We start from the raw sequence: 26,242 nt of genomic DNA, 5'->3' as shown, positions 1-26,242 counted from the left end.
ATTATTTTTGACTAGTATTTAAAACAAAAAGAAATGAAAATATTAAATAATTTGCTTTTAGTTATAGTAATGGCTATAACAGTTTCAGCACAAGAAGTTGTTCGTAAAAATATTCATAGCAATAAGATGAATAAGGATGTAAAAACAATAATTATTGTACCTAAATTACAAAAAGAAAAAAAGTATAAAACAGTTTATATACTGCATGGTTTTAGTGCTTCACCAGAAAGAGCTTATGAACATGATATTCCTAATCTCGAAAAATTAGCCGAAAAATATCAAACCATTTATATTCTGCCAGATGGTAATTACAGTAGTTGGTATGTTGATAGTCCAATAGATTCAAAATCTCAATATGAAACGTTTATTGGCGAAGAATTAGTTCATTATATTGATGAAAATTATCCAACAGAAAGAAATAAAAATTCTAGAGGTATTTTAGGATGGAGTATGGGAGGTTATGGTGCTTTAAGTATCGGTTTGGCTAAACATGAAACATTTTCTGCGGTAGGAAGTGTTTGTGGAGCATTAGATTTTAATCGCTTTGGAGCAAGTTATCATAATTATCAAGTAGATAGCGTTTTGGGAGATTTAAAGAAGTTACCAAGTCAATATTTTACTTTTAATAAGATTGGACAAATGAAAGCTAATGCGCAATATTATATTATTGATTGTGGAACTGAAGACAGTGAAATGATTGAAATGAATAGAGATTTCCATCAACGTTTAACAAAAGAAAAGGTAGAGCATCTTTACATAGAGTCACCTGGGGTTCATAATCCAGATTATTGGAGAAAAGCATTAGGAAATCAATTGGCATTATTTAACGAGCATTTTGATAAATTATAGAATTATAAGTTAGTATTCGATTAAATTTATCAGAGTTTATATTTTGAACTTAATCGTAATTTGTATTTTGTCAAATGAAATAAAAAAGCCTTGTCAAGACTAAATCTTGACAAGGCTTTTATTTATGCTTTACATGAATTAAAGATTTTAGTAGGTTTCTAACCTCTAACCTCTAACCTCTAACCTCTAACCTCTAACCTCTAATGTAGGAATGAATTCAGATTCTATTTCCGAGAATGTTTTTTCCAAATCGATTAAATTATCTTGTGTAACAAGTTTTGTACGATAAGGTTTAAAGTTCGGAATACCTTTAAAATAATTAGTGTAATGCATTCTTGTCTCTAAGATTCCAGTACGCTCACCTTTCCACTCTACAGCCCATTCTAAATGGTTTTTAGCAGCTTCCATTCTTTCGTAAATAGTTGGATCTGGTAAAATTTCTCCAGTTTCACGGTAGTGTTTAATCTGATTAAAAATCCAAGGATAACCAATAGCAGCTCTACCAATCATAATCCCATCAACACCATATTTTTCTTTGTATTCGATTGCTTTTTGAGGCGAATCAATATCTCCATTTCCAAAAATAGGAATTTCAATATTTGGATTTGCTTTTACTCTGGCAATATGCGACCAATCAGAATGACCTTTGTACATTTGTGCACGAGTTCTTCCGTGTATAGCCAATGCTTTTATACCAGTATCTTGTAAGCGTTGTGCAACTTCATCAATATTAATAGAATCATGATCCCAACCTAAACGAGTTTTTACTGTAACAGGTAAATGCGTGCTTTCTACAACCGATTTTGTTAATTTAACCATCAAATCGATATCTTTTAAAACTCCAGCACCAGCACCTTTACAGACTACTTTTTTTACAGGACAACCAAAATTAATATCAACAATATCTGGCTGAACAGTTTCAACAATCTTTGCAGACATTGCCATTGCTTCTTCATCTCCACCAAAAATCTGTATACCAATTGGTCTTTCATAATCAAAAATGTCTAATTTTTGACGACTTTTTATAGCGTCACGAATTAAACCTTCAGATGAAATAAACTCTGTATACATAAGGTCTGCACCGTGCATCTTACATAAACGACGAAATGGTGGATCGCTAACATCTTCCATTGGAGCAAGCAACAAAGGAAAGTCTGGTAACTCTATGTTTCCTATCTTTACCACGATAAAATTTTTTGCAAAATTACAAAAACTTATGAAACAAGAACGAAAGACAGAAGGAGTCAATCAATATTTAAAATTTTCTGCTATGGGAATTCAGATGGCAGTAACGATTGCGCTATTTGCTTGGCTAGGAAATTTTTTAGATAAAAAATACGAAACAGATCAGCCATTCTTCACAGCTGGCTTATCTTTGCTGGGAGTTTTTGTAGCATTATACTTAATGCTAAAACAATTACCAAAAAAATAAAGAATGATAAAAAAGTTTTTATTACTTGGATTTAGTTTTGTGTTAATGGTGACAATTTTTTGTGTCATTCATTACGCAATTGTACTTCAGTTTAATTTTAGCGAAAATCCGCTAATTGTTCCAAAAATGTATTTAATAATTGGATTAATTACTTTAATGATTATACAAATGGGTTGTTTTATTAAAGTAAAATACCCAGAATATGTTGGTTTTTCCTTTATGGGAGGGATGATTGCTAAGATGGCAGTTGTGTTAGCATTGGTTGTTGTAAATCAAGAAATTAAAATAAATATCATACAATTAATTATAAGTTATTTTGTAATTTTGCTTGCCGAAGTTTTAATTTTTATTCGGTTAATTAATTTAAAGTTAAAAAAAGTTTAATGATTTTTAGCATTTGACTTTGGTAAGTGGTTAATTTACTATAATTTTGCACGCAATTTAGAAACAAAGGAATTATACATGAAATTTTCAGCGTTATTAGCGTTTTTATTACTTTTCAACTTCGGATTTGCTTCGACAGCAACTTCGCACGAGAATTTACCAAAAACGTTTGAGGAGTTAATTAAAAGTGAAGAAGTAAAAAGCCACGAAGAAGCTGCTAAAGTGAAAGCTGGCGAATCTACATTTAACCCAGTACCAGTTATTATGCACCACATTGCTGATGCGCACGATTGGCACTTCTGGGGAGAAGGAGAAAAAAGTGTTACTATTCCATTACCAGTTATCTTATGGGATAATAATGGATTAAATGTTTTTATGTCTTCTAAATTTCACCACAACGAAGCAGTTGTTGAAAGCAATGGAAATTACTACATTAATTTTCATGAAAAAGTCTACAAAACAGATGCACAAGGGACAATCCATCCTCATGTAGATGAGAAAGGAGCTCTTCATTTAGAAAATGAAAAACCATTAGATTTTTCAATTACTAAAAATGTTGCATCAATGTTATTATCATTTGTAATCTTAATTTTAGTATTCTCTGCAGTTGCATCTAACTACAAAAAAGGTAATGTTGTACCAAAAGGTATTGCTGGTTTCATAGAACCAATCATAATTTTTGTACGTGACGAAGTAGCAATTCCAAATATTGGAGAGAAAAAATACGCGAAATTCATGCCTTACTTATTAACGTTGTTTTTCTTTATCTGGATTAATAATTTATTAGGGTTATTACCAGGAGCAGCAAACGTTACAGGAAATATCGCAGTTACATTTGTTTTAGCATTTATTGCTTTAATCGTTGTTAATTTTTCAGGAAATAAAGGTTATTGGGGTCACATGTTATGGATGCCAGGAGTTCCAGTTCCAGTAAAATTAATTTTAGCTCCAATTGAATTAATTGGAATTATCACAAAACCTTTCGCTTTAATGATTCGTTTATTTGCGAACATTACTGCAGGTCACATCATCATTATGTCTTTAATCTCGTTAATTTTTATTTTCCAAACAGAAGCAATGTCTGCAGGATCTATTCCTTTAGCTTTATTTATCTACTGTTTAGAATTATTAGTAGCGGCATTACAAGCATTTGTGTTTACAATGTTAGTTTCATTATTCATCGGAACAGCAGTAGCAGAACACGATCATCATTAAGAACAAAAGAACAATAAAATAATTTTTTAATAATTAAATACAATTATCATGACAGGAAGTATTGCAGCAATCGGAGCTGGTTTAGCAGTTTTAGGAGTTGGTTTAGGTATCGGTAAAATCGGTGGATCAGCTATGGAAGGAATCGCTAGACAACCAGAAGCGGCTTCAAAAATTCAAACAGCTATGATTATCGCAGCAGCCTTAATCGAGGGTGCAGGTTTATTTGGTATCGTAGTTGCGTTATTAGGTAACGGATAATATTTGAATTTAAATTAGCTTCAGTAACGGTTGGTTGTTGAAGCTAATTCATTAAAAAATTAATTAAAAAAATAAAATTTAATACATATAAACAATGGATTTAATTACACCTTCAGTTGGTCTTATTTTTTGGACTGCGGTAGTATTTATCATCTTATTAGTATTGTTAAGATCATTAGCGTGGAAACCAATTTTATCTGCTGTTAAAGAAAGAGAGCAATCTATTGAGGATGCATTAAACGCAGCGAAAAAAGCGAAAGAAGAGATGGCTTTATTAAACGCTCAAAACGAGAAAATCTTAAAAGAAGCTCGTGCTGAACGTGATGCAATCTTGAAAGAAGCGCGTGAAATGAAAGAAAATATCATCAACGAGGCGAAAAATGCTGCTACTGTAGAAGCAGACAAATTAATTGAAAACGCGAAAGCGGCTATCCAAAATGAAAAAGCATCGGCTATGGCTGATATCAAAAATCAAGTTGGACAATTATCTATTGAAATTGCTGAAAGAATCTTAACAAAAGAATTGTCAGATAAATCTGCACAAGAATCTTTAGTTAATGATGTTATTGATCAAGTTAAATTTAATTAATCATGGCAGGATTCAGAGCAGCACAAAGATATGCTAAAGGTTTGATGGCTTTTGCTAACGAAGCAAAGCAAACAGACGTAGTGTATGCTGAAATGAATGATGTAAGCAAAGCTATTAAAGAGAACGAAGATTTAAGAATCTTTTTAAATTCTCCAATTATCGATGCTAAGAAAAAAGAGGTTGCTTTAAAAGAAGTTTTTAAATCTTTATCTGTAACTACTCAAACATTCATTTCATTGATCGTACGTCAAGGTAGAGAAAATATTTTATCTAAAATTGCAGAACAATTTATTGCAATCTATGATAACTCAAATAATATTGTTACAGCAGAAATTGTTTCAGCTGTTCAATTAGATCAAAACACAATAGACAACATTATTGCTAAAGCTAAACAAACATTAGCAGTAGGTAGTCAAGTAAAAGTAGAGAACAAAGTAGATGCATCATTAATTGGTGGTTTCGTTTTGAAAATTGGAAATAATCAAGTAGATTCATCAATCAAAACTAAGTTAGCTACATTAAAAAAAGATTTTTCGAAAAACGAATACATTCCTAAATTTTAAATATTTCAGAAATGCCAGAAATAAATCCAGCTGAAGTTTCAGCTATATTAAAACAACAACTTTCAAGCTTTGATTCTGCAGTTGAATTAGCTGAAGTTGGAACCGTTCTAACTGTTGGGGATGGTATTGCTCGCGTTTACGGGTTAGACAATGCTCAATACGGAGAATTAGTAGAATTCTCAAACGGATTAGAAGGAATGGTACAAAACCTTGAAGAAGATAACGTAGGTATTGTACTTTTCGGACCTTCAAAAGGAATTAAAGAAGGGGATACAGTAAAACGTACAAACAAAATTGCTTCTATTAACGTAGGAGAAGGAATGTTAGGACGTGTTGTTGATATGTTAGGAAATCCTATCGATGGGAAAGGTCCTATCGAAGGTCAATTATATGAAATGCCTATCGAGCGTAAAGCTCCTGGAGTTATCTACCGTCAACCAGTAAACGAGCCATTACAAACAGGTATCGTTTCTATTGACTCTATGATTCCAATTGGACGTGGACAACGTGAGTTAATCATTGGTGACCGTCAAACAGGTAAAACTTCTGTTGCTTTAGATGCAATCTTAAATCAAAAAGAATTTTACGATAGAGGTGAAACAGTTTTCTGTATTTACGTAGCAGTAGGACAAAAAGGTTCTACAGTTGCAGGAATTCAAAAAACTTTACAAGATCATGGTGCAGATAAATATACAGTGATTGTTGCAGCTAATGCATCTGATCCTGCTCCAATGCAAGTATATGCTCCAATGGCAGGTGCTGCAATCGGAGAGTTTTTCCGCGATTCTGGTCGTCCAGCATTAATCGTTTATGATGATTTATCTAAACAAGCGGTAGCTTACCGTGAGGTATCATTATTATTACGTCGCCCACCGGGACGTGAAGCTTACCCTGGAGATGTATTTTACTTACACTCTCGTTTATTAGAGCGTGCTGCTAAAGTTATCAAAGATGATGGTATTGCTGCTCAAATGAATGATTTACCAGAATCTATGAAAGGTATCGTAAAAGGTGGTGGTTCTTTAACTGCATTACCAATTATCGAAACGCAAGCTGGTGACGTTTCTGCTTATATCCCAACAAACGTAATTTCGATTACAGATGGACAAATTTTCTTAGAGTCAGATTTATTCAACTCTGGTGTTCGTCCAGCGATTAACGTAGGTATCTCTGTATCTCGTGTTGGTGGTTCTGCACAAACAAAACCAATGAAAAAAGTATCTGGTACATTAAAATTAGACCAAGCTCAATACCGTGAGTTAGAAGCTTTCGCTAAATTTGGTTCTGATTTAGATGCTGCTACAATGAATGTTATTGGAAAAGGTGAGCGTAACGTTGAGTTATTAAAACAAGGTGTTAATTCTCCTATTTCTGTAGAAGAGCAAGTTGCTTTTATCTATGCAGGTACTAACGGATTATTGAAAAATGTTCCAGTTAACCAAGTTAAAGAATGGCAAGCTGATTTTGTTGAATTAATGAGAAACAAATACGCAGACACTTTAACAGCAATCCGTTTAGGTAAATGGACTGACGAAATTATAGAAGTATTGAAGAAAGTTGTTACAGAAACAACTTCTAAATATTAATAAAATATAAAAAGAAACTTGAAAGTTGTTTTTAACTTTTAAGTTTCTTTTAATCCTTCATCTCAAATAGAATTATGCCAAATTTAAAAGATATACGTACACGTATTACTTCTGTAGGTTCTACTATGCAGATTACAAGTGCTATGAAATTAGTATCTGCTGCAAAATTAAAACGTGCTACAGATTCTATAGTACAGTTACGTCCATACGCAGATAAATTACGTGAACTTTTACAAAATGTAAGTTCTACTTTAGAAGCTGAAGTGGGAGGTGCATTAACAGAACAACGTGAAGTAAATAAAGTACTTTTAGTTGTAATAAACTCAAATAGAGGTTTATGTGGAGGATATAACTCAAGCATCATCAAAAGAGTAAATGCTTTATTAGCTGGTGAATTAGCTGGTAAACATGTTGAGCTTTTAACTATTGGTAAAAAAGCAAACGATACTTATAGTAAAACACAAACTATCTACAAAAATGCATCTAGCATTTGGGATAATTTAAATTTTGCAGATGTAGCAGAAGTTGCAGAGGATTTAGTAGCGAAATTTGAAGCTGGTGATTTTGATCAAATCAGAATTATTTACAATCAATTTCAGAATGCAGCAGTACAGATTGTTCAAGATGAACAGTTTTTACCAGTTGTTATTGAAAAATCTCCAGAAACTGCAAATCAAGCCGAGTTAGATTATATCTTTAATCCTTCTAAAGAAGAAATTTTAAAGGATTTAATTCCTCAAACATTAAAAACTCAATTATTTAAAGCTGTATTAGATGCGAATGCTTCTGAACATGGTGCGCGTATGACTGCAATGCATAAAGCAACAGACAATGCAAGCGAGTTACAGAAAGGTTTGAAGATTCAGTACAACAAAGCTCGTCAGGCTGCTATTACAAACGAAATCTTAGAGATCGTTGGTGGAGCAGAGGCATTGAATGCTTAAAAATAAACGACAAATCTTATTTTAAATACGGAGCAACTTCATTTTGGAGTTGCTTTTTTTTATTGATGAGTGTTTTAGATGGAAAAACTTCAACAATAAAAAAAGAGTATCCAACAACTTGAATACTCTCTTCTTGTATTATATATATTAAATCTTAATTCATTTGAAATAATGGACGACTGCTCATAAATTCATTTACTTTATCAGCAATTGTATCAATTAACTCTTCGTTATCAATGTTCATTAAAACCTCATCAATAAAGTCAGCTACTGTTTGCATATCTGCTTCAACTAAACCACGAGTTGTAATTGCTGCAGTACCTAAACGAATACCAGAAGTAACGAACGGAGATTTATCATCAAAAGGAACCATATTTTTGTTACATGTAATTTCAGCTAAAACTAATGCGTTTTCTGCTTGTTTACCAGAAATTCCTTTGTTACGTAAATCAATTAACATACAGTGATTATCTGTTCCTCCAGAAACAATATTGTAACCTTTTGCAATTAATGCAGCAGCTAATGCTTTAGCATTTTTTACAACTTGAACAATGTACTCCATGTAACCATCAGACAAAGCTTCTTCAAAAGCAACTGCTTTAGAAGCAATAACATGCTCTAAAGGACCACCTTGAGTTCCTGGGAATACAGCTCCATTTAAAATTTGAGACATCATTTTCACTTCTCCTTTTGGAGTAGTTAATCCCCATGGATTTACAAAATCTTTCCCCATCATAATAACTCCACCACGAGGTCCACGTAAAGTTTTATGTGTAGTAGTTGTTACAATATGACAATGAGGCATTGGATCATTTAAAATTCCACGAGCTATTAATCCAGATGGATGAGAGATATCTGCTAATAATAAAGCACCAACTTCATCAGCCACTTCACGAAACTTAGCATAATCTATATCACGAGAATAAGCAGAAGCTCCACAAATAATCATTTGAGGTTTCTCTTTACGTGCAGTTTCAGCCATTGCATCATAATCAATTCTTCCTGTTGCTTTATCTACCCCATAAAATGAAGTTTGATACGTAATACCAGAAAAATTAACAGGTGAACCATGTGTTAAGTGTCCTCCGTGAGATAGGTCAAAACCTAAAATTTTATCTCCAGGTTTTAAACAAGCTAAGTAAACAGCTGCATTTGCTTGAGAACCAGAATGTGGTTGAACGTTAGCATATTCAGCACCAAATAAAGCTTTCAATCTTTCTATTGCAATTGTTTCTACTTCATCAACAACTTCGCATCCTCCGTAATAACGTTTTCCAGGATATCCTTCTGCATATTTATTTGTTAAAACAGAACCCATCGCTTTCATTACATTATCAGAAACAAAGTTTTCTGAAGCAATTAATTCAATTCCATTTAATTGTCTTTCTTTTTCCTCTTCAATTAAATCAAAGATTACATCTTGTGCCATGTTTGTTGTTTGTAAAATTATATATCAAATATAAGATATTATCTCCTCATTTTAAATATGTTTTTCTAATTGTATCGTTTTAAATGATATAAAGAATATTCTATCAATTTTTTATTTTCATACTTTTAATATTTTTTGAATAATATATTATCTATTTGTAAACGACTTTAGGTTTTTATTAGAGAAACATAGCGGTTTTTAAAATGAAATTTTTATTTTAAACTAAAAGAATATCAGTGATTTACATTTTTTTTATTTTTCTATTTCGATCTTTTTTTATAAGTTTGCAACTCAGAAAAAATAAAATAATTTTTCTAAAAAAAAACAACCTAACCAAAACTTAAAAAAGATGAACAAAATAATTTGCGGATTATTTGTTTTTATGCTTTCTCTATGTCACGTTTACGGTCAAATAGAAAAGGATACTATTGTAAAAACAGATAGCATTCCAGACTTAGCAATTACTTCACAAGAAGACACAATTACCAAAGAAACTGAAAAATTTAAATTTCAACAACAACCAGGATTAGGCTTAGCCGCCTCCAAAATTTTCTTTTCAAAGAAACGTTGGTCCATTAGTGGGTTTGGAGAGTTTAATTATGTTCCTCTTCAAAAAAAGAGTAGTACAGATTTAGGAGACTTAGAGTTATCTTATTCAGGTTTATATAGATATTCGACTTTTTTCGGTTATAGAATTACCGATAAATTAATATGGAATTCCGAGTTTATGATGGAGTTTTTACATGACAATTCAAATAAAACTCATCATGAAATTATGGTTGAAGCTTACTTTGATTATTTATGGAAAGATTATTTAAAAGCGCGTGTTGGTTTTTATCCTATAACGATTGGGTATGTAAATAACAACGATGAGCCAGTTATGTTTTATTCAGTCAACCGTTCAGAAGTTGAAAGAATAATAGTACCAAGTACTTGGATAGAATTTGGAGCTATGTTTTATGGAAATATTTCGAAAGATTGGAGTTATGCATTTGGATTATCTCAAGGATTAATAAGTAAAAATTATTTAAGCGGAACTTGGATTAGACAAGGTAGAGAGATGAGAATTGCTCAACCAAAGTCTATTGCGATAAATCCTCAAATAAATTATACTGGAGTTAAAAACCTTACATTATCTGCTTCTGGTTATTATGGAAACTCTGGTCAAGGAGAAAAAGTAGAAATTGCCGGAAAAGAAGTAGAATTAAAAAGTAAAATTAATTTAACTACAGCTTATGCTAAATACGATTGGAATAACTTTCGTTTTGTTACTGTAGGTGTTTACGGAGAGTTGGGAGATACGGAAAAAATTTACCACTTAACACAAGATGATAATGGAAGTAATGGACAAGTGTTAGGGAAAAATGTTTACGGTTACTTATTCGAAGTAGGTTGTGATATTTTACCTTACATAAGAAAAACAGGAACAATAAAACATAAAAAGAATTTCTTTTTCGATAATCACGAAATGAAATTTAGTCTTTTTTCTCGTTACGAACGTTTAAATACGCATCATAAAATTCATCCTGATTTAAGAAATTTAGAAAGAGTAGAGAATAATTTAAATATTTGGACTTTCGGATTCAATTTCAATACAAAAGAAAATATTGTTTTCAAAGCCAATTATCAATATAGAACAAGTGTTGCAGTAGGAGATTTACAACCTACTAATCACATTATAGAAACAGGAATAGGATTTATATTCTAGTCATGGAACCTATTTGGTTCAACATTTACACACACACATAAAAACGAGAACCTCTTTTAGCATTGCTAAAAGAGGTTTCTTTATTTTAATTCAAGTATTAACTCGTTACATTTTATGTAAGTCTTGTTTAAAATTAACTCCAAAAAAATATAAATATTAACAAAGCTAATTTCGCTCATCTTTTAAAATTCCTTTTTTTACACCTTCATTTAATAATGATTCCGCATATGGCCAAATACTTTCTGCACCTTCTTTTATCGCACTTTTTTTAGCAAATACTTTTTTATAAGTTACGCCTGGCTCATTCCAAGTACCACCATTGTTAGAACTATTTTGTAACAAAGGTTCTAATCTATCCATTGCTTTAGCAAATTTTGCTTCTGCAGTTTCACTAGCTTCAAACTCTTCCCAAATAGCAATTAATTCTTCTGCTTGCTCTTTAGGTAATATTCCAAAAATACGTTGAGCAGCCAATCGTTCTTCGTCTGTATTTGTATGGTTTTTTTCTGTATCATAAATAAAAGTATCGCCAGCATCAATTTCTACAATATCATGTATCAATACCATTTTTAATACTTTTAATATATCAATCTTTTCATTAGAATGTTCAGCAAGAACAATTGCCATCATTGCTAGATGCCAACTGTGTTCTGCATCGTTTTCTTGACGATCGCTATTAAAAAGTTTTGTTTTACGTTGGATATATTTGATTTTGTCTATCTCTTTTATAAAATCTATTTGTTTTAGTAAAGTATCTAAAATCATCTCTTAAAGTTTTAGTAGAATGTTTAATTAATGTGATATAAAGATAAAGTATACATTTCATAACTCGTTAACTTAACTAATAAGAATTGATATCGAAAGTGTATGTTTCAACTTCTGATTTCTAATTTTATAAAGTTTGAACAACTTCTGTCATTTGTAATCTACTTTTAGGAGTTAAAGATGGTTGATTAGAATCTTCAGTATTTCGATAACCAATAGCCACTGCAAACAAAGTTTTGTAGTTTTCTAATTGTAGAATATCATCATACTCGTTATTTTTTATACCTTCCATAGGCGTGCTGTCAATACCAAGCTCTGCACAAGCAGAAAGAAAAAATCCAAGAGAAAGATAAACCTGATGTTTTAACCATGCTTTTATTTCGTTTTCACCTTTTACTTTTACAAATTCATTGTAATAATTAATACTTCCTTGGTTAAGATGCTCATTAATTTGTTTCTCAAAAATATCGATGTTATCAAGAACACTAAATATAACTAAATTGCTAGCCTCATTTATTTTTTGACCATTCCAATAAGATGATGCTGCAAATTTTTCTTTCATTTTTTCGTTTGTAACAAATGTAAACTTCCATGGTTGACTATTAATTGAAGAAGGGCTTAAACGAATAATCTCTTTTAATAGATTAATTTTTTCATCAGAAATTTTATTATCTGTTGAGTAAGTTTTGGCTGTATACCTTGTTTTTGCTAAATCTAAAAAGCTCATAATGTGATGTTTTTTATACTATAATTTTTATAGTAGCAAAACTAAATATAGTTATGTATATTTGCAATAACGGTCAAAATTGATAGTAACAGATGTATAGTATAGATGATAAAAAATATCCATGTAACACAAGTCTAACAATGAAGTTTATTGGTGGTAAATGGAAAGCTGTAATTCTTATTCATTTAATAGAAAAGAAACGTTACAGTGAATTAAGAAAAGAATGTCAAAATATTACAGAAAGAACATTAAGTCTTCAGCTAAAAGAGTTAGAAAATGATGGATTATTAAAACGTACTGTATATACAAGTAAGCCACCTCTTAAAGTTGAGTATGAATTAACAGATTTTGGAAAAACATTAATTCCTTTACTTCATGCAATTGCATCTTGGGGAGAAGAAGCATTAAAGCTAAACAAAAATATAAAGGTCTTAGAAGAAGTAAAATAAATATTTTTTCTTTTATATTTTAATGCATGAATCAACAAATCATGCAACTTTTTTAGTGAATAGTATAATAAAATTTTTTCTTCGTTTTTAGAATTTTACATCAATTTAAACGTAAAATAAAATGAGAGATAAAATTCTTATTATTGGTGGATATGGTAAGGTCGGTTCTATTGTAAGTGAACATTTAGCTAAGCTATACTTAAATAAAGTTGTTGTAGCGGGTAGAAGTTTTCACAAAGCAAAAAAACTAACAGATCGTATTCTGAATGGATCTGTACCTTATGAATTTGATATTGATAAAGGAGAAGATTCTGCATTATTAAAACAAGTAATGCTAGTTGTAATGTGCATCGATCAGAAGAATACGAATTTTGTAGAAAAGTGTATAACAGAAGGAATTCATTATATAGATATTACCGCTGATTACAATTTTATTGAAAAAATTGAACGTTTAAATAACCAAGCTAAACTTAATTCTTCATCTTTAATTCTAAGTGTTGGCTTGGCGCCAGGAATTACAAATCTCTTAGCACAACATTGTGCAAATAAATTTAATGAAATAAAATTGATAGATATCTTAATTCTATTAGGTATCGGAGAAAAACATGGTGATGCCGCTTATCGTTGGACTTTTGATAATTTACATTCAACTTATAAAGTTCACAACTTTTCTCATTTTGTAAAAAGTTTTACACTTTCTAAAAAATCTAATCTTTTGGGAAGCAGAACATTTTACACATTTAATTTTTCAGACCAACATACACTCTCTAAAACAATAAATGCAGAACAAATTATTACACGAATGGCTTTTGATTCGAAGTTATTAACATTGTTGATAAAGTTGTTAAGAACGGTAGGAATTACAATCCTATTTAAGAATAAAGTAATTCAAAATATTGGTATTAAGTTGTTTAGTAAGTTGAATGTTGGTAGTGATTTATTTGCAGTGAAAGCTGTTGTAGAAAACTATAAAGGAGAAGTATATGAATCTTCAGTCTCTGGAAATGGTGAAGCAGAAATTACAGCTTATGTAGCAACTGAAATGGCTTATTATCTTTTAGAAAATGAAGTAAGCTACGGTGTAAATCATGTTCATAACATTATAACAGATATTCCATCTTTCCTTAATAGATTAAAAAAATACGATGAAACAATAAAAATAGAATTGTAGAATAAATAGAGTAGATTTAACTAAATTTTATTAATGAGAATATTAACGTTATTATCTATTCTTTTCTTTATTTCATGTGATGCAAATAAAGAACCTGTTGAATACATTCATATAAAAGAATCTTTAAGTAACGATATCTACATTAAATATCCTAAATCTGAGTATGTAACTCATTTTTACGATAAAAAAGATGATACGATAAAGTTTGATTTATCTAAGAACGAATTTGATTCAATTCAAAATTTATATACCAAATATGTAAACTCTTACCCAACAGATACAGAAATTTATTTAAAAAATAAAAATTTTTATGTTACGCATGGAGGTTCTTCAGAATATCATTTTAGTTTAAAAAATAAGAATAATAAAGTTATAACTTTAATATATACAGGAGGTAATGATGTTGATAAGGAATTTGAAAATTTCACGAAGTTTGATACTTATGTACAAAAACTTCTTAATAGAAAGAAAGAATTAAAAAATAAACCACTATCTAATATTTTTGTTCTTTAAATGTTTTTTATAATTGAAATTGATTTATAACTAAATATAGCTTTATAATAATTGTGTATAAAATGAAACTCTTTTTTTATTCTAAGCATTCTAATATTTTATAAATTAGTTATACTATATAATCGATGTAACGATGACAAGTATAGCGTATAAAACAATTCAACCAGATAATGCTATAAAAGCTTTTGTTGAGAATTTTTGGTGTTTACATAATAATTCAGACGAAGATAAAGAAATGATCATTTTACCAGATGGTAGAGTAGATTTAACTTTATTTAAAGCAGATGCAGAACCTTTACAAATTATTCGTTCGGGAATAGAAACATATCCAGATCGAGTAATACTAAAAGCCCGTACACTTATCTTTTCTATTAGTTTTAAATTAACTGCAGTCGAATATATTTTTAAAAATTCTATTGCAGAATATTTAGATTATGCAGAGTTTCTACCCCATGATTATTGGTCATTTAATGAGAATGATTTAAAAGATTTTGATTCGTTTTACTTAAAAGCATCAAACAAAATAAAAGAGCTTATTCCTAAAGATGTAGATAATAGAAAACAAAAACTTTTTGATTTAATTTATGCTACAAATGGAGCAATTACAGTACAAGAAATATCAGAAAAGGTTTCATGGAGTGCTCGTCAAATTAACCGTTATTTTAATCAGCGATTTGGAATATCACTCAAAACATATTGTAAAATTATTCGATTTAGATCTTCATTTCAACATATAAAAGACGGGAAATTATTTCCAGAAGAAAACTTCTCCGACCAATCTCATTTTATAAAAGAAGTAAAAAAACTTTCAGGAGTTTCTCCCAAAGATTTAAGAATAAACAAAAACGACCGATTTATACAATTTTCTACTCTTCGGTCTAAGTAATTTTGTTGTAAATAAAACAAATATGAAATTACAAGATAAAAAAGTAGCAATAATAGGAGGAGGACCTGGCGGATTAACATTAGCACGTCTTTTACAACAAAAAGGAGTAAACGTAAATGTTTATGAACGTGATTACGATAAGAATGCAAGAGTACAAGGATCTCCGTTAGATTTACATCAAGATTCTGGTTTGGCAGCAATTATAAAAGCAGATTTGTTAGAAGAATTTAAAGCAAATTTTATGCTAGGTGCTGATAGAACAAAAATAATGAATGATAAAGGAGATGTTGTGTTTGATGAAGATCATAAATCAATTGAAACCAATTTTGATGATCCTTATTTTCGTCCCGAGATTGATAGAGGTCAGCTTCGAAAAATTTTACTAGCATCTTTAAGAGAAGAAACAGTGCATTGGAATAAACATTTTATTTCGATGGATAAACATAATGACGGTTGGTTATTAAATTTTAAAGATGATATTCCTGTTTACGTAGATATTGTTATTGGTGCAGATGGTGCAAACTCTAAAATACGTTCATATATCACAGATACAAAAGCCATTTATTCTGGCGTAACAATGATTGAAGGGACAATATATGATGCGGAAAAACATTCACCTGTCATCTATAAGAAATTGAATGGAGGTAAAATAATGGCCTTTGGAAATAAGAAAAATATATTAATAGGACAAAAAGGAAATGGAGAAATTGGTTTCTATTTAAGTCTAAAAGTAGATGAAGATTGGATAAAAAATAGTAAACTAAATTTTTCTAATAAAACTGAAATATTAAATTGGTTTAGAGGAGAATACAAAGAATGGGATAAAAGCTGGGAAGAATTAGTAGAAAACACAACAGAATCTTTTATTCCTCGATCTATTGGTTATATGCCGCTTAATCAAAATTGGGAAACAATCTCAAACCTTACACTTATTGGAGATGCTGCTCACGTAATGCCTCCATTTGCTGGCGAAGGTGTAAATATGGCGATGTTAGATGCGTTAAAATTAAGTGAGAAATTAACAGCCATAGATGCTATTTCTGTAAAAGATGCTATTTCAAACTATGAATCTGAAATGAGAAAACGAGCAGCTATCATAACAAAAGAATCTATAGAAAATGGAGAAAAAATGCACAACGAAAATTCATTAGAAATAATGTTACGATTCTTTACAGAACATAAATAGTTTATGTCTACGATAACGAGGTTGTTACTTTTATAATTAATATTTATTTTTGATTGATTTAGTTACCTACCCAAATGGAAAATATAGATTTTACAGCTATAGCATACTTAGAAAAAGGAAATGCACTTCAGCAAAAGACTTTTCGAATCATATCAGAATATAATATTCTTCAAAAATTAGAAGGTTATGATCCACTTGTGGTGGGAACTATTCCGATTAATATAGATGTAGAGAACAGTGATGTAGATATAATTTTGCAAACAAATAATGTGGAAAAACTTCAAGATATAATCCTTTTACATTTTCAACAATTCGATGATTTTAGTGTCACTGTAAATGAAAAAGAATCAGAGAGAATTTTAGTGAGTAATTTTACAATAGATAATTTACCATTTGAAATTTATGCTTCATCAATTCCTACAAATAATCAAAATGGATATTTGCACATGCTCAAGGAATATGAAATTCTACAACATTTGGGTGAAGATTTTAGAAAAAAAATCATCCATTTAAAAGAGAACGGATACAAAACAGAGCCTGCTTTTTGTAAGTTATTGAATATTGAAGGGAATCCCTACATCGAATTATTAGATTATGAATTTGATTAATTCTGAGCCCATCGAAGAATAGAGTTATAAATGTTTCGACAAGCTCAATTTTGTACTTTTTATTTATTAAACTAAAATGCAAACTTCATAACATCACTTATATCTTACAACTTTAAGTCTTGTGTCTAAAAACATATTACCTTTACTCAATGGAAAAATCTACTTTTTGTATAGGACTAATGTCGGGAACATCTTTAGATGGATTAGATATTTGTTATGTTCGTTTTGATTCGGATACTTCTTTTGAGATATTACATGCTGAAACGATAGAATATTCCACAGAATTGAGAAATCAATTAAAAGAGGCTTTTACAATTTCTGCAATGGAATTGTGCGAACTAGATATTCAGTTTGGGTATTACTTAGGAGAGCAAGTAGCAGAATTTATGAAAAGATATCAAATAAAAAACATAGATTTTGTTGCATCTCATGGGCAGACTATTTTCCATCAGCCACAAAAAAACTTTACATTACAAATAGGGAATGGAGCAGCAATTTCTTCGCGCTGTCAACAAAAAGTAATTTGTGATTTCCGTACACAAGATGTTGTTTTGGGAGGACAAGGTGCACCTTTGGTTCCAATTGGAGATGAACTATTATTTTCTGAATATGATGCGTGTCTTAATCTGGGTGGATTTTCTAATATTTCGATGAATAGAAATGGAAAGCGAATAGCTTTTGATGTTTGTCCAGTTAACATTGTTCTTAATCATTATGCGAACCAATTAGGATTTGACTATGATAGTGAAGGACAATTAGCAGCAAAAGGAAATGTAAATTTAGATTTGGTAAATGAATTAAATAATCTTCCATTTTATCAACAAGATTTACCAAAATCTTTAGGTTTTGAATGGATAGAAAACGAGTTCTTAACAATTGTTGAAAACTATAAGATTTCTGCTGAAGATAAGTTAATTAGTTGTATTTCTCATGAAGTAGATCAATTAGTGAAATGCTTTAATCAATACGATATCAACAATGTGTTGATAACTGGCGGAGGTGCTAAAAATGATCTACTTATCAAGCTATTAAAAAGTAAAGTATCAACAAAAATTATTATTCCAGATAGTTATTTAATAGATTTTAAAGAAGCATTAATTTTTGCTTATCTAGGATATAGAAAAAGTAATAACCAAATAAATTGTTTAGCATCTGTTACTGGAGCAAGTAAAGATCATAGTAGTGGAATTGTTTATAATATATAAACTCTATTAATTAAGTAGAGTTTAAATTATTTTTTTACATTTGTTGCATAATAAGTAATAAATGTAACTATGGATACAATTCCAAAAAGAGATGTTATTCTTCTTCACGGTTTGTTTGGAAGTCTTAGTAATTGGTCAACAGTTATTGAAACGATAGGTTTAGAATATAACGTTTATGCACCAGAATTACCTCTGTTCAATCGTTCTGTTCGTAGAAATTCTTTAGAACAGCTTGTATTTTATGTTGAAAAATATATAAAAGAAAATAAAATAGTAAATCCTATTCTTATCGGAAATTCACTTGGAGGACACGTCGCATTACTTTATGCGTTAAAAAATCCAAATAACTTCGAAAAACTTGTTTTAGCAGGTAGTTCAGGATTATTCGAAAATACACTAAGTGCTTCTTTTGTTCGAGTAAAAGATTACGATTATATAAAATCTAAAGTAGAAGAAGTTTTTGAAACCAAAGAGGTCATTACAAAAGAGCTAGTAGATGACGTTTATTCAACAGCAAATAATCCATTAAAAGCACTTTCACTTATTGCAATTGCGCGCGATGCAAAACGACAAAATTTAAAAGATGTTTTACATAAAATTAGTCGACCTGTTTTATTGGTCTGGGGGAAACAAGATCATGTTACGCCTCCAGAAGTAGCAGAAGAGTTTTATCAACATCTACCTAATTCTAGATTAGAGTATATAGATAATTGTGGACATGTTCCTATGATGGAGCAACCACATGTATTCAATAAATTTTTGACACAATTTTTATCCGCATAGATTATGGAAAATTCAGCATATTTAGCATTTGCAATTCCAGCCTTTTTCTTATTTGTTTGGTTAGAGTATAAGATTGCAAAGCGTAAGAAAATGAAAAATGTATTTAAATATGAAAGTTCTATTTCTAACATTTCCATTGGTATTGCAGAACGATTACTTAACCTCTTTATTACGGGAAGTTTTTATCAACTATTTATATTTATTTACGATAATTACCGTTTATTTACTTTACCCAATACGTGGTGGATTTGGATAGTAATGCTTTTAGCAACAGACTTTGTGTGGTATTGGTACCATCGCTTAGGACATGAAATTAATATTTTTTGGGGAGCACATATTGTACATCATCAATCAGAAGAATTTAATTATACCGTTGCAGCACGCATTACGACATTACAAGCAATTGTACGTAATGTATTTTGGTGTGTTCTTCCTTTTGTTGGGTTTCATCCAAGTTTGGTAATGGCGATATTGGTTGTTCATGGTGTTTATTCATTTTTTACACATACACAAGTAATTGGTAAATTAGGATGGCTAGAACATATATTAATAACACCATCATTACATGGTGTGCATCATGCATCAGATGAAAAATATCTAGACAAAAATTATGGAGATGTTTTTGTTTTCTGGGACAAATTATTTGGAACTTTTCAGGCAGAAGAAGAAAAGCCCAACTATGGGTTAACTCATCCTATTAAAAGTTATAGTTTCTTGTGGCAACATTTTCATTATTATTTAGAATTGTATGAAGCAGCCAAAAGACAGCAAACAATAAAAGGAAAATTAAAAATTTATTTCGGTAGCCCTGCTGTAATGGATCAGGATATTAGACCAGAGATAGAAAAAAAATGGCTATCAAAGAATAAAAAGGATGGTTATCATTTTCCGTTTAAGACTTATTTAAATATTCAGGTTTTTGTAGCATTTAGTACAATGTTAGCAATGACATATTTTTATAGCTCTCTTGACAGTTTAACATTATTAACAGGAACAGCCTTTGTTTTAATCACATTAATTAATATTGGTGCACAATTAGAACAGAAGAGATGGGTTCCGTATTTAGAACATATTCGTTTTCTAATTTTTAGCTTATTTATAATTTATGAATCAGGTTATTATTATCTTTTAATTTTTCCTTTCATTTTAATTTTAATAATAGAAAGAATTTTTAATTTTAGTAAATGGTATCAACAAAAGGTTTTGAAAATTTTTTAGTATTTTTGGATAACCTTTAAAAAATATCATGCTATCAACTAAACTTTTTCAAGATTTCTTCAAAAGTCAAACTTCTGGAGGTATCATCTTAATCTTTTGCACATTATTTTCATTAATTTTAGCCAATTCACCATTTGCATCATCGTATCATGGAATTTGGGAAGTAAATGTCTTTGGACATCATTTATCGCATTGGATTAATGATGGATTAATGGCAATTTTCTTTTTCTTGATTGGTTTAGAACTAAAAAGAGAAATATTTGTAGGAGAATTATCTAGTATAAAAAAAGCCACTTTACCAATATTTGCTGCACTTGGAGGAATGCTAATTCCTGCATTCATTTTCTTTTTAACCAATAATGGAACAGATACAATAAGTGGATTTGGAATACCAATGGCAACAGATATTGCATTTGCAGTAGCCATCATTACAATGTTAGGAAAACGAGTTCCTTTATCCTTAAAAATATTTTTAACAGCTTTGGCTGTTATAGATGATTTGGGAGCAATTATAGTAATTGCTTTGTTTTATCCAAATCCAGAATTACCATTAGATTTTACACAATTCGGAATTGCTATAGCAATCCTATTAGTTCTATTTGCACTTAACAAAGCAAAAATTAAAAATAGTATATTTTATATAGTTGGTGGTATTGCCGTTTGGTGGTTTATGTTACACTCTGGTATTCATGCAACAATTGCAGGAGTTCTAGTTGCATTTACAATTCCATTTGATAAAGATGATGCCAAGTCATTATCAGCAAAAATGGAACACGCTTTACATTTACCAGTTGCGTTTATTATTCTACCACTGTTTGCGTTAGCGAATACTGCTATTACAATAGATAGTGGAAGTTTAGAACATTTTAGTATGCCTTTAGCATCTGGAATTTTCTTAGGATTGGTAATTGGGAAACCTATTGGAATTACTTTATTTACATTTATTGCTGTAAAATTAGGCTTATGTGAATTACCAACTGCGGTTAATTTTAAACGTGTTTTTGGTGTTGGTATTCTTGGTGGAATAGGATTTACAATGTCTATTTTTGTGTCGATGTTGGCTTTTACAGATCCAGATTATATTAACGAAGCTAAACTAATGATTCTCGTAGCATCATTAACTGCTGCGGTTGTTGGTTTCTTTACATTGAAAGTTTTATTAAAGAATAAACAAGATTATTCTAATTAATAATCAAGATAAAACATATTAAAAATCGAATTTTTCTTTTGAGAAATTCGATTTTTTTATGGAGATGAATTGTATATTCGTGTAAATTTATTTGAATAGATGAAAACTTATCAAGAAACAATCGATTGGTTGTTTACAAATTTACCAATGTTTCAACGTGTAGGGGCTTCTGCAATGAAAGCAGATTTAACCAATATAACAGCTTTATGTGAATACTTAGGAAATCCGCAAAAGAAATTTAAATCAATACATGTTGCAGGAACAAATGGTAAAGGAAGTACATCTCATATGTTGGCTTCAATATTTCAAGAAGCAGGTTATAAAACTGGATTAACAACATCTCCGCATCTTAAAGATTTTCGCGAAAGAATTCGTGTAAATGGAATAATGGCAGAAGAGAGTTTTGTGATTGATTTTGTTGAGAAGCATGAAGAGAAAATTATCAATCAAAAAGCTTCTTTTTTTGAGATTGCAATCGCAATGGCCTTTGAGTATTTTGCACAACAAGAAGTTGATATAGCAATTATAGAAACAGGATTAGGTGGAAGATTAGATTCAACAAATATTATTTTACCAGAATTAGCTGTAATAACTAATATAGGTTTAGATCATACACAATTTTTAGGAGACACATTAGATAAAATTGCATTTGAAAAAGCTGGAATAATAAAACCCGATACCCCAGTTATTATTGGTGAAACAACAAGCGAAACAAAACCAGTTTTTACAGAAGTAGCAAAGAATAGAAATGCAGAAATTATTTTTGTTGAAGATAAATTTTTTCAAGATTTACCTTCAGATTTAAAAGGAACATATCAAATTAAAAATAAGAGAACTGTTTTATCTGCTATAGAGCAAATGCAAAAGAAAGGATGGGAAATATCAGATAATAACATTAAGGCTGGTTTATTAAACGTTATTAAGAATACTAATCTTAGAGGACGTTGGGATGTTTTAGGTCATGATCCATTAATTATTGCAGATACCGCACATAATCCACACGGTTTGGTTGAGGTTGCAAAACAATTAAATGAACAATCATATAATCAATTGCATTTGGTATTAGGATTTGTTAATGATAAAGATGTAACATCAATTCTAAATTTCTTTCCTAAAAAAGCAACTTATTATTTTTGTGAACCAGATGTTCCTAGAAAATATAGTATAGATGAACTGTATAAAATTATTCCAGAAGAAATAAAAGATAAACATTTTTTTGATTCGGTTTATAAAGCACTAAATGCTGCAAAAAGTAATGCAAAAATACACGATTTAATTTATATCGGAGGAAGTACATTCGTTGTAGCAGAGGTAGTTTGAGATAGATTTAGTTTATAAATCAATAGGATATAAAAAAAACACACTTTTTGGTGTGTTTTTTTTTATTTTTCAAATTTTTTAATGAACTTTATACTTTATTGTTTATTTGAAAATAGATTCCATTTTTAATAATGATATAAACCTAACTAACAAAAAATGATCATGATGAAACATTTATTATTTATCGTATTAACTTTTATCTCTTTAAGTACTTACGCGCAGGTAGGTATTGGAACTGAAAATCCAAGAGCAACATTAGATGTCGTTGCAACAAATAGGACAGGAAGTTTAACCAACGTAGAAGGAATTTTAATTCCAAGAGTTAGTAGACAAAGAGCGCAATCTATGTTGAATGTAGAAAAGTCTACATTAGTTTTTATTGATGATGTTTCTTCAGGTACACCTGACAATGCGATGGCTACTGAAGGGTTCTATTATTTTACAGGAACTAGATGGCAAAATGTTTCAGAAACTTCGATTGCAGCGCCACCAAAATTCTTTTACATGCCATCTGTCGTTTTACCAACAGCGACAACAGATACAAGAATAGTAGACACAACAAATACAGATTATACATACGTAGGAGGAGAATACATTGTTAATTTATATAACCTTTATAAAAATCAATTTACTACTCCAATAATATCTAGTATTACAGATCCTACGAATCCTAGTTTACCAGTAGGAACAGTTGTTACACCAAACGATACATTAGAATCTTTAGTTAAACCAGCCACTTCATATCATTATTTTGTTACCTACGCAGATCCAAATGTTTTTGAAGAGATTAAACTAGATGCAAATGGTATTTTGAAATATAAAGTAAAAAGCAATTCAATTATAAGAACAGGTACGTTTATGAACATTGTAATAAAAAATAAATAGTTAGCAAAAGTTAATCATTTTAATAATCTAAAAATTATTACAATATGAATGGAAGTATCAAAAAATATATTTATAGCATTTTTACGTTGCTAGTTTTTGGATTGGTCTATGGACAAACGTTTAATCCAGGAACTATAGCAGTAGAAAGAGCGAATACATGTTACAATGGTTCTGTTGCAGTTAATAATCTTGTGGCAGGAACTGCTGCAGGAGGTTTAGGAGTAACTACAGCCTATGCATGGGAATTGAGTTCTGATAACGGAGCTACATGGAGAAACTTTACAAATGAAAGTGCTGGGGAAGTATTAGTAGATTTCTTAATTGATGGAGGAAATAAAATAACTATTAATGGATTAAAAAAGACAATTTTAGTTAGAAGACAATTTTCGAGATCAACTCTCTTAGGAGGCGTTACGAATTTAGATTATTCGCCTGCTGTTACTGTACAAGTGCAACAGCAAAATATTATTTCTTTTCCAGATGGTAGAAATTCATTTGCTATACAACAAGGAACAAACTTTACTTTACCAACTGCTACAGGAAGTTTACCATCAACTTTTCAAATTACAGATAGAGCAGGAAATATAGTTTCAGGAGTAATTTCAAATCTTCCGAAAGGAGAATATTATTTTACATATAAAGCGACAACAACAAGTACTGGAGGTACTTTAGCTGGTTGTGAAAGTTTTGCAACTTTACAACTAATTGTATATGATTTAAATAACTGTAACTTAACGAAGCAAAGAAGATATGCGACAAATCAGCATGGTTGGGCATCTGGTTTAAGTGCCGTGAATAATGCTGGTAATGCAGTAAACGGAGATCGCTCGCAATATGCGACTTTAGCAGGAGGAGTTGTTCTTTTAGGTATTGGAACAGTCGGTATAGATTTATATTTTACAAAACCAGATGGAACATTGTATACGGGTGAAGAGTTACGAAATAAGAAAGTAACAATAAAACTTGGAGAACAATATTCTGTCTTAAAATTAATAGGAGGAATTTCTGTTGTAGGTCGTAATGCAGCTAGTTTAGCAGCAATTAATACATCTTCAAACACATTAAATTCTGGAAATACTTTTTCTGTAAAAGGAGGATTATTAGATTTATTAAAAGGTGATAATGTGTTCGAATATTCTTTTATTCCTGCTGCTAGTAATGGTGCTTCTGTACCTTATAATGGTGTTCGTATTATACTTAGTTCATTATTAGGTGTAGCAGACCAAGCAACTGTCTTTCATGCTTACATTGAAGATGAGGTTGAAATTAATCCTGGAACTAATTCATGCGCAAATAATAATCCAATAACTGTAAATCCTCCCGTAGCATATCCTGCTACTCAGAATGGAGTAAATGTAGTGAACAGCCCAATTACGTTAAATCAATTTGTGGAAGATGTAAATTGGGGAAATACAACTGCAGGATTAAACTTAGCTACAGCATTATCAACTGTAAATTATCCTTATTATGCAGTGGATAATGATTACAATAGTTTTGCAGTTTTTAATACAACAGCAGGTGTTCTTAATCAACAGTTTCTAAATGTACGTTTTCGTCAAAATGCTCGTCCAGGCGACCAAGTACAAATTACTTTAGGGACGGAAAATGCGAGTATACTTACGTTGGGACTTCTTAATTTATCAAGTTATAGAATAAAATATTATTTAGGAGATACACAAGTAGGAACCCAAACTTTAGATCAATTTAAATTATTAGATTTAGGTTTATTAAGACTAACACAAGGTCAGAAAATTGTGATTTCTTCACCAATTTCAATTCCTTTTGATAAAGTTCAAATAGAACAGTTTAATACAGTAAATGTTAATCTAGGAAATCAATTCTATGTATACGATGTTCGTATAAATCCTCAAATGTTATTCGAAGGACAAACAGATCCAAAGCAAATAACAACAGTTTGTGCCGCAGATTATTTAGCCATTCAAACAATGGACTATTGTACAACTTATGATGTTTCATTTGCAGAAGTTACAGAATTTGGAGAACAATTAAGAAATGAGCAAGGACAGCCAATTGTAGATAGTCAAGGCAATCCTATTTTAAGTATTGTTTCTGTAAATGATATACCTAACTCACAATTAAAATTCAGCCATTATGGTTCAAATATGGCTTATTACGAAATAGATAGAATGTATAACGAATACCAAGGTAGATTAGTTATCAAGATTCAAACGAAACGCCAGGGATGTAATTATGGAGATGCTCAGTACTTACGTGTTAATTTAATTAACTGTAATGATGCTGTTGTAAATCCCATAATAAAGACTGGAGTAAAATCATTCAAGTAGTTTGTTAAATGAGGATAGCGTCCCAACTTGGGGCGCTATTTTTTTAAGCAGAAACTGCATAACTTTTTTAGGAT

The 26,242-nt window shown here is 30.4% G+C and carries 27 protein-coding genes; 23 read left to right on the top strand and 4 right to left on the bottom strand.

All coding sequences use genetic code 11. The annotated features are described in order from the left end of the window. The first annotated feature begins 33 nt into the window (after positions 1–33). The gene (locus BUA86_RS01500; RefSeq protein ID WP_072929175.1) at positions 34–849 is read left to right on the top strand and encodes an alpha/beta hydrolase; all 816 of its coding nucleotides are present in this window, start codon (positions 34–36) and stop codon (positions 847–849) included. Positions 850–1,035: 186 nt separating this feature from the next. Here the strand turns inward: BUA86_RS01500 and dusB are convergent, their stop codons facing one another. After that, a complete protein-coding gene (gene dusB, locus BUA86_RS01495; RefSeq protein WP_072929173.1) occupies positions 1,036–2,034 on the bottom strand; it encodes a tRNA dihydrouridine synthase DusB in 999 nt (332 codons plus the stop codon). A gap of 31 nt (positions 2,035–2,065) precedes the next feature. On the opposite strand from dusB, the gene BUA86_RS01490 reads away from it, so the two are divergent. The 8 genes from BUA86_RS01490 (at position 2,066) to atpG (ending at position 7,820) form a co-directional block, all read left to right on the top strand. After that, a complete protein-coding gene (locus BUA86_RS01490; RefSeq protein ID WP_072929171.1) occupies positions 2,066–2,281 on the top strand; it encodes an AtpZ/AtpI family protein in 216 nt (71 codons plus the stop codon). A 3-nt stretch (positions 2,282–2,284) separates the two neighbouring features. Then, positions 2,285–2,665 (top strand): hypothetical protein, encoded by a 381-nt coding sequence (locus BUA86_RS01485; protein ID WP_143147214.1) that lies wholly within the window; start codon positions 2,285–2,287, stop codon positions 2,663–2,665. Between the two features lie 78 nt (positions 2,666–2,743). After that, the gene (gene atpB, locus BUA86_RS01480) at positions 2,744–3,880 is read left to right on the top strand and encodes a F0F1 ATP synthase subunit A (protein ID WP_083580266.1); all 1,137 of its coding nucleotides are present in this window, start codon (positions 2,744–2,746) and stop codon (positions 3,878–3,880) included. A 48-nt stretch (positions 3,881–3,928) separates the two neighbouring features. Next, the gene (atpE, locus tag BUA86_RS01475) at positions 3,929–4,138 is read left to right on the top strand and encodes an ATP synthase F0 subunit C (RefSeq protein ID WP_013598300.1); all 210 of its coding nucleotides are present in this window, start codon (positions 3,929–3,931) and stop codon (positions 4,136–4,138) included. Between the two features lie 94 nt (positions 4,139–4,232). After that, positions 4,233–4,727: a F0F1 ATP synthase subunit B gene (locus BUA86_RS01470; protein WP_072929167.1), complete on the top strand. Its 495-nt coding sequence runs from the start codon at positions 4,233–4,235 to the stop codon at positions 4,725–4,727. A gap of 2 nt (positions 4,728–4,729) precedes the next feature. Further along, on the top strand, positions 4,730–5,290 hold the full coding sequence (gene atpH / locus BUA86_RS01465) for an ATP synthase F1 subunit delta (RefSeq protein ID WP_072929165.1): 561 nt from the start codon (positions 4,730–4,732) through the stop codon (positions 5,288–5,290). Between the two features lie 11 nt (positions 5,291–5,301). Next, complete coding sequence (gene atpA, locus BUA86_RS01460; protein WP_072929164.1) at positions 5,302–6,876, top strand: F0F1 ATP synthase subunit alpha; 1,575 nt, start codon at positions 5,302–5,304, stop codon at positions 6,874–6,876. Positions 6,877–6,950: 74 nt separating this feature from the next. Beyond that, a complete protein-coding gene (gene atpG / locus BUA86_RS01455; RefSeq protein WP_072929162.1) occupies positions 6,951–7,820 on the top strand; it encodes an ATP synthase F1 subunit gamma in 870 nt (289 codons plus the stop codon). Between the two features lie 154 nt (positions 7,821–7,974). On the opposite strand, the gene glyA is transcribed toward atpG, so the two are convergent. After that, positions 7,975–9,249 carry a serine hydroxymethyltransferase gene (gene glyA, locus BUA86_RS01450; protein ID WP_072929160.1) on the bottom strand — a complete coding sequence of 425 codons (1,275 nt, stop codon included), beginning with the start codon at positions 9,247–9,249 and terminating at the stop codon, positions 7,975–7,977. Positions 9,250–9,598: 349 nt separating this feature from the next. Between glyA and BUA86_RS01445 the strand changes: the two genes are divergently transcribed. Continuing rightward, positions 9,599–10,957, top strand: coding sequence for a porin (locus BUA86_RS01445; protein ID WP_072929158.1), 1,359 nt, complete (start codon positions 9,599–9,601; stop codon positions 10,955–10,957). A gap of 165 nt (positions 10,958–11,122) precedes the next feature. On the opposite strand, the gene BUA86_RS01440 is transcribed toward BUA86_RS01445, so the two are convergent. Continuing rightward, complete coding sequence (locus BUA86_RS01440) at positions 11,123–11,722, bottom strand: HD domain-containing protein (RefSeq protein ID WP_072929156.1); 600 nt, start codon at positions 11,720–11,722, stop codon at positions 11,123–11,125. Positions 11,723–11,849: 127 nt separating this feature from the next. Next, complete coding sequence (locus BUA86_RS01435) at positions 11,850–12,449, bottom strand: NAD(P)H-dependent oxidoreductase (protein WP_072929154.1); 600 nt, start codon at positions 12,447–12,449, stop codon at positions 11,850–11,852. A gap of 92 nt (positions 12,450–12,541) precedes the next feature. Between BUA86_RS01435 and BUA86_RS01430 the strand changes: the two genes are divergently transcribed. The 13 genes from BUA86_RS01430 to BUA86_RS01370 all read left to right on the top strand — a co-directional run bounded on the left by BUA86_RS01430 (position 12,542) and on the right by BUA86_RS01370 (position 26,168). Further along, positions 12,542–12,898, top strand: coding sequence for a winged helix-turn-helix transcriptional regulator (locus BUA86_RS01430; RefSeq protein WP_072929153.1), 357 nt, complete (start codon positions 12,542–12,544; stop codon positions 12,896–12,898). 121 nt (positions 12,899–13,019) lie between these two features. Then, a complete protein-coding gene (locus BUA86_RS01425; protein ID WP_072929151.1) occupies positions 13,020–14,069 on the top strand; it encodes a saccharopine dehydrogenase NADP-binding domain-containing protein in 1,050 nt (349 codons plus the stop codon). Positions 14,070–14,102: 33 nt separating this feature from the next. Next, the gene (locus tag BUA86_RS01420) at positions 14,103–14,582 is read left to right on the top strand and encodes a hypothetical protein (protein WP_072929149.1); all 480 of its coding nucleotides are present in this window, start codon (positions 14,103–14,105) and stop codon (positions 14,580–14,582) included. 133 nt (positions 14,583–14,715) lie between these two features. Next, a complete protein-coding gene (locus BUA86_RS01415) occupies positions 14,716–15,468 on the top strand; it encodes a helix-turn-helix domain-containing protein (protein ID WP_072929147.1) in 753 nt (250 codons plus the stop codon). A 22-nt stretch (positions 15,469–15,490) separates the two neighbouring features. Then, a complete protein-coding gene (locus tag BUA86_RS01410) occupies positions 15,491–16,654 on the top strand; it encodes an FAD-dependent oxidoreductase (protein WP_072929145.1) in 1,164 nt (387 codons plus the stop codon). Positions 16,655–16,728: 74 nt separating this feature from the next. Beyond that, the gene (locus BUA86_RS01405; protein WP_072929143.1) at positions 16,729–17,262 is read left to right on the top strand and encodes a DUF4269 domain-containing protein; all 534 of its coding nucleotides are present in this window, start codon (positions 16,729–16,731) and stop codon (positions 17,260–17,262) included. A gap of 149 nt (positions 17,263–17,411) precedes the next feature. Then, entirely contained in the window at positions 17,412–18,467 is a 1,056-nt protein-coding gene (locus tag BUA86_RS01400; RefSeq protein ID WP_072929141.1) for an anhydro-N-acetylmuramic acid kinase, read from the top strand. Between the two features lie 69 nt (positions 18,468–18,536). Further along, positions 18,537–19,250 carry an alpha/beta fold hydrolase gene (locus tag BUA86_RS01395; RefSeq protein WP_072929139.1) on the top strand — a complete coding sequence of 238 codons (714 nt, stop codon included), beginning with the start codon at positions 18,537–18,539 and terminating at the stop codon, positions 19,248–19,250. Positions 19,251–19,253: 3 nt separating this feature from the next. Further along, positions 19,254–20,468: a sterol desaturase family protein gene (locus BUA86_RS01390; protein WP_072929137.1), complete on the top strand. Its 1,215-nt coding sequence runs from the start codon at positions 19,254–19,256 to the stop codon at positions 20,466–20,468. Between the two features lie 28 nt (positions 20,469–20,496). Continuing rightward, positions 20,497–21,657 carry a Na+/H+ antiporter NhaA gene (gene nhaA, locus BUA86_RS01385; RefSeq protein WP_072929135.1) on the top strand — a complete coding sequence of 387 codons (1,161 nt, stop codon included), beginning with the start codon at positions 20,497–20,499 and terminating at the stop codon, positions 21,655–21,657. Between the two features lie 99 nt (positions 21,658–21,756). Continuing rightward, entirely contained in the window at positions 21,757–22,977 is a 1,221-nt protein-coding gene (locus BUA86_RS01380) for a bifunctional folylpolyglutamate synthase/dihydrofolate synthase (protein WP_072929134.1), read from the top strand. A 162-nt stretch (positions 22,978–23,139) separates the two neighbouring features. Beyond that, a complete protein-coding gene (locus BUA86_RS01375; RefSeq protein WP_072929132.1) occupies positions 23,140–23,862 on the top strand; it encodes a protein kinase family protein in 723 nt (240 codons plus the stop codon). Positions 23,863–23,906: 44 nt separating this feature from the next. Next, on the top strand, positions 23,907–26,168 hold the full coding sequence (locus tag BUA86_RS01370; protein WP_072929130.1) for a hypothetical protein: 2,262 nt from the start codon (positions 23,907–23,909) through the stop codon (positions 26,166–26,168). Positions 26,169–26,242 lie beyond the last annotated feature (74 nt).

Origin of the sequence: Chishuiella changwenlii (assembly GCF_900142565.1) — a bacterium.
Lineage (GTDB): Bacteria > Bacteroidota > Bacteroidia > Flavobacteriales > Weeksellaceae > Empedobacter > Empedobacter changwenlii.
Note: the sequence above shows the minus strand (reverse complement) of the source record. Positions and strands in the feature narration are given on the sequence as shown.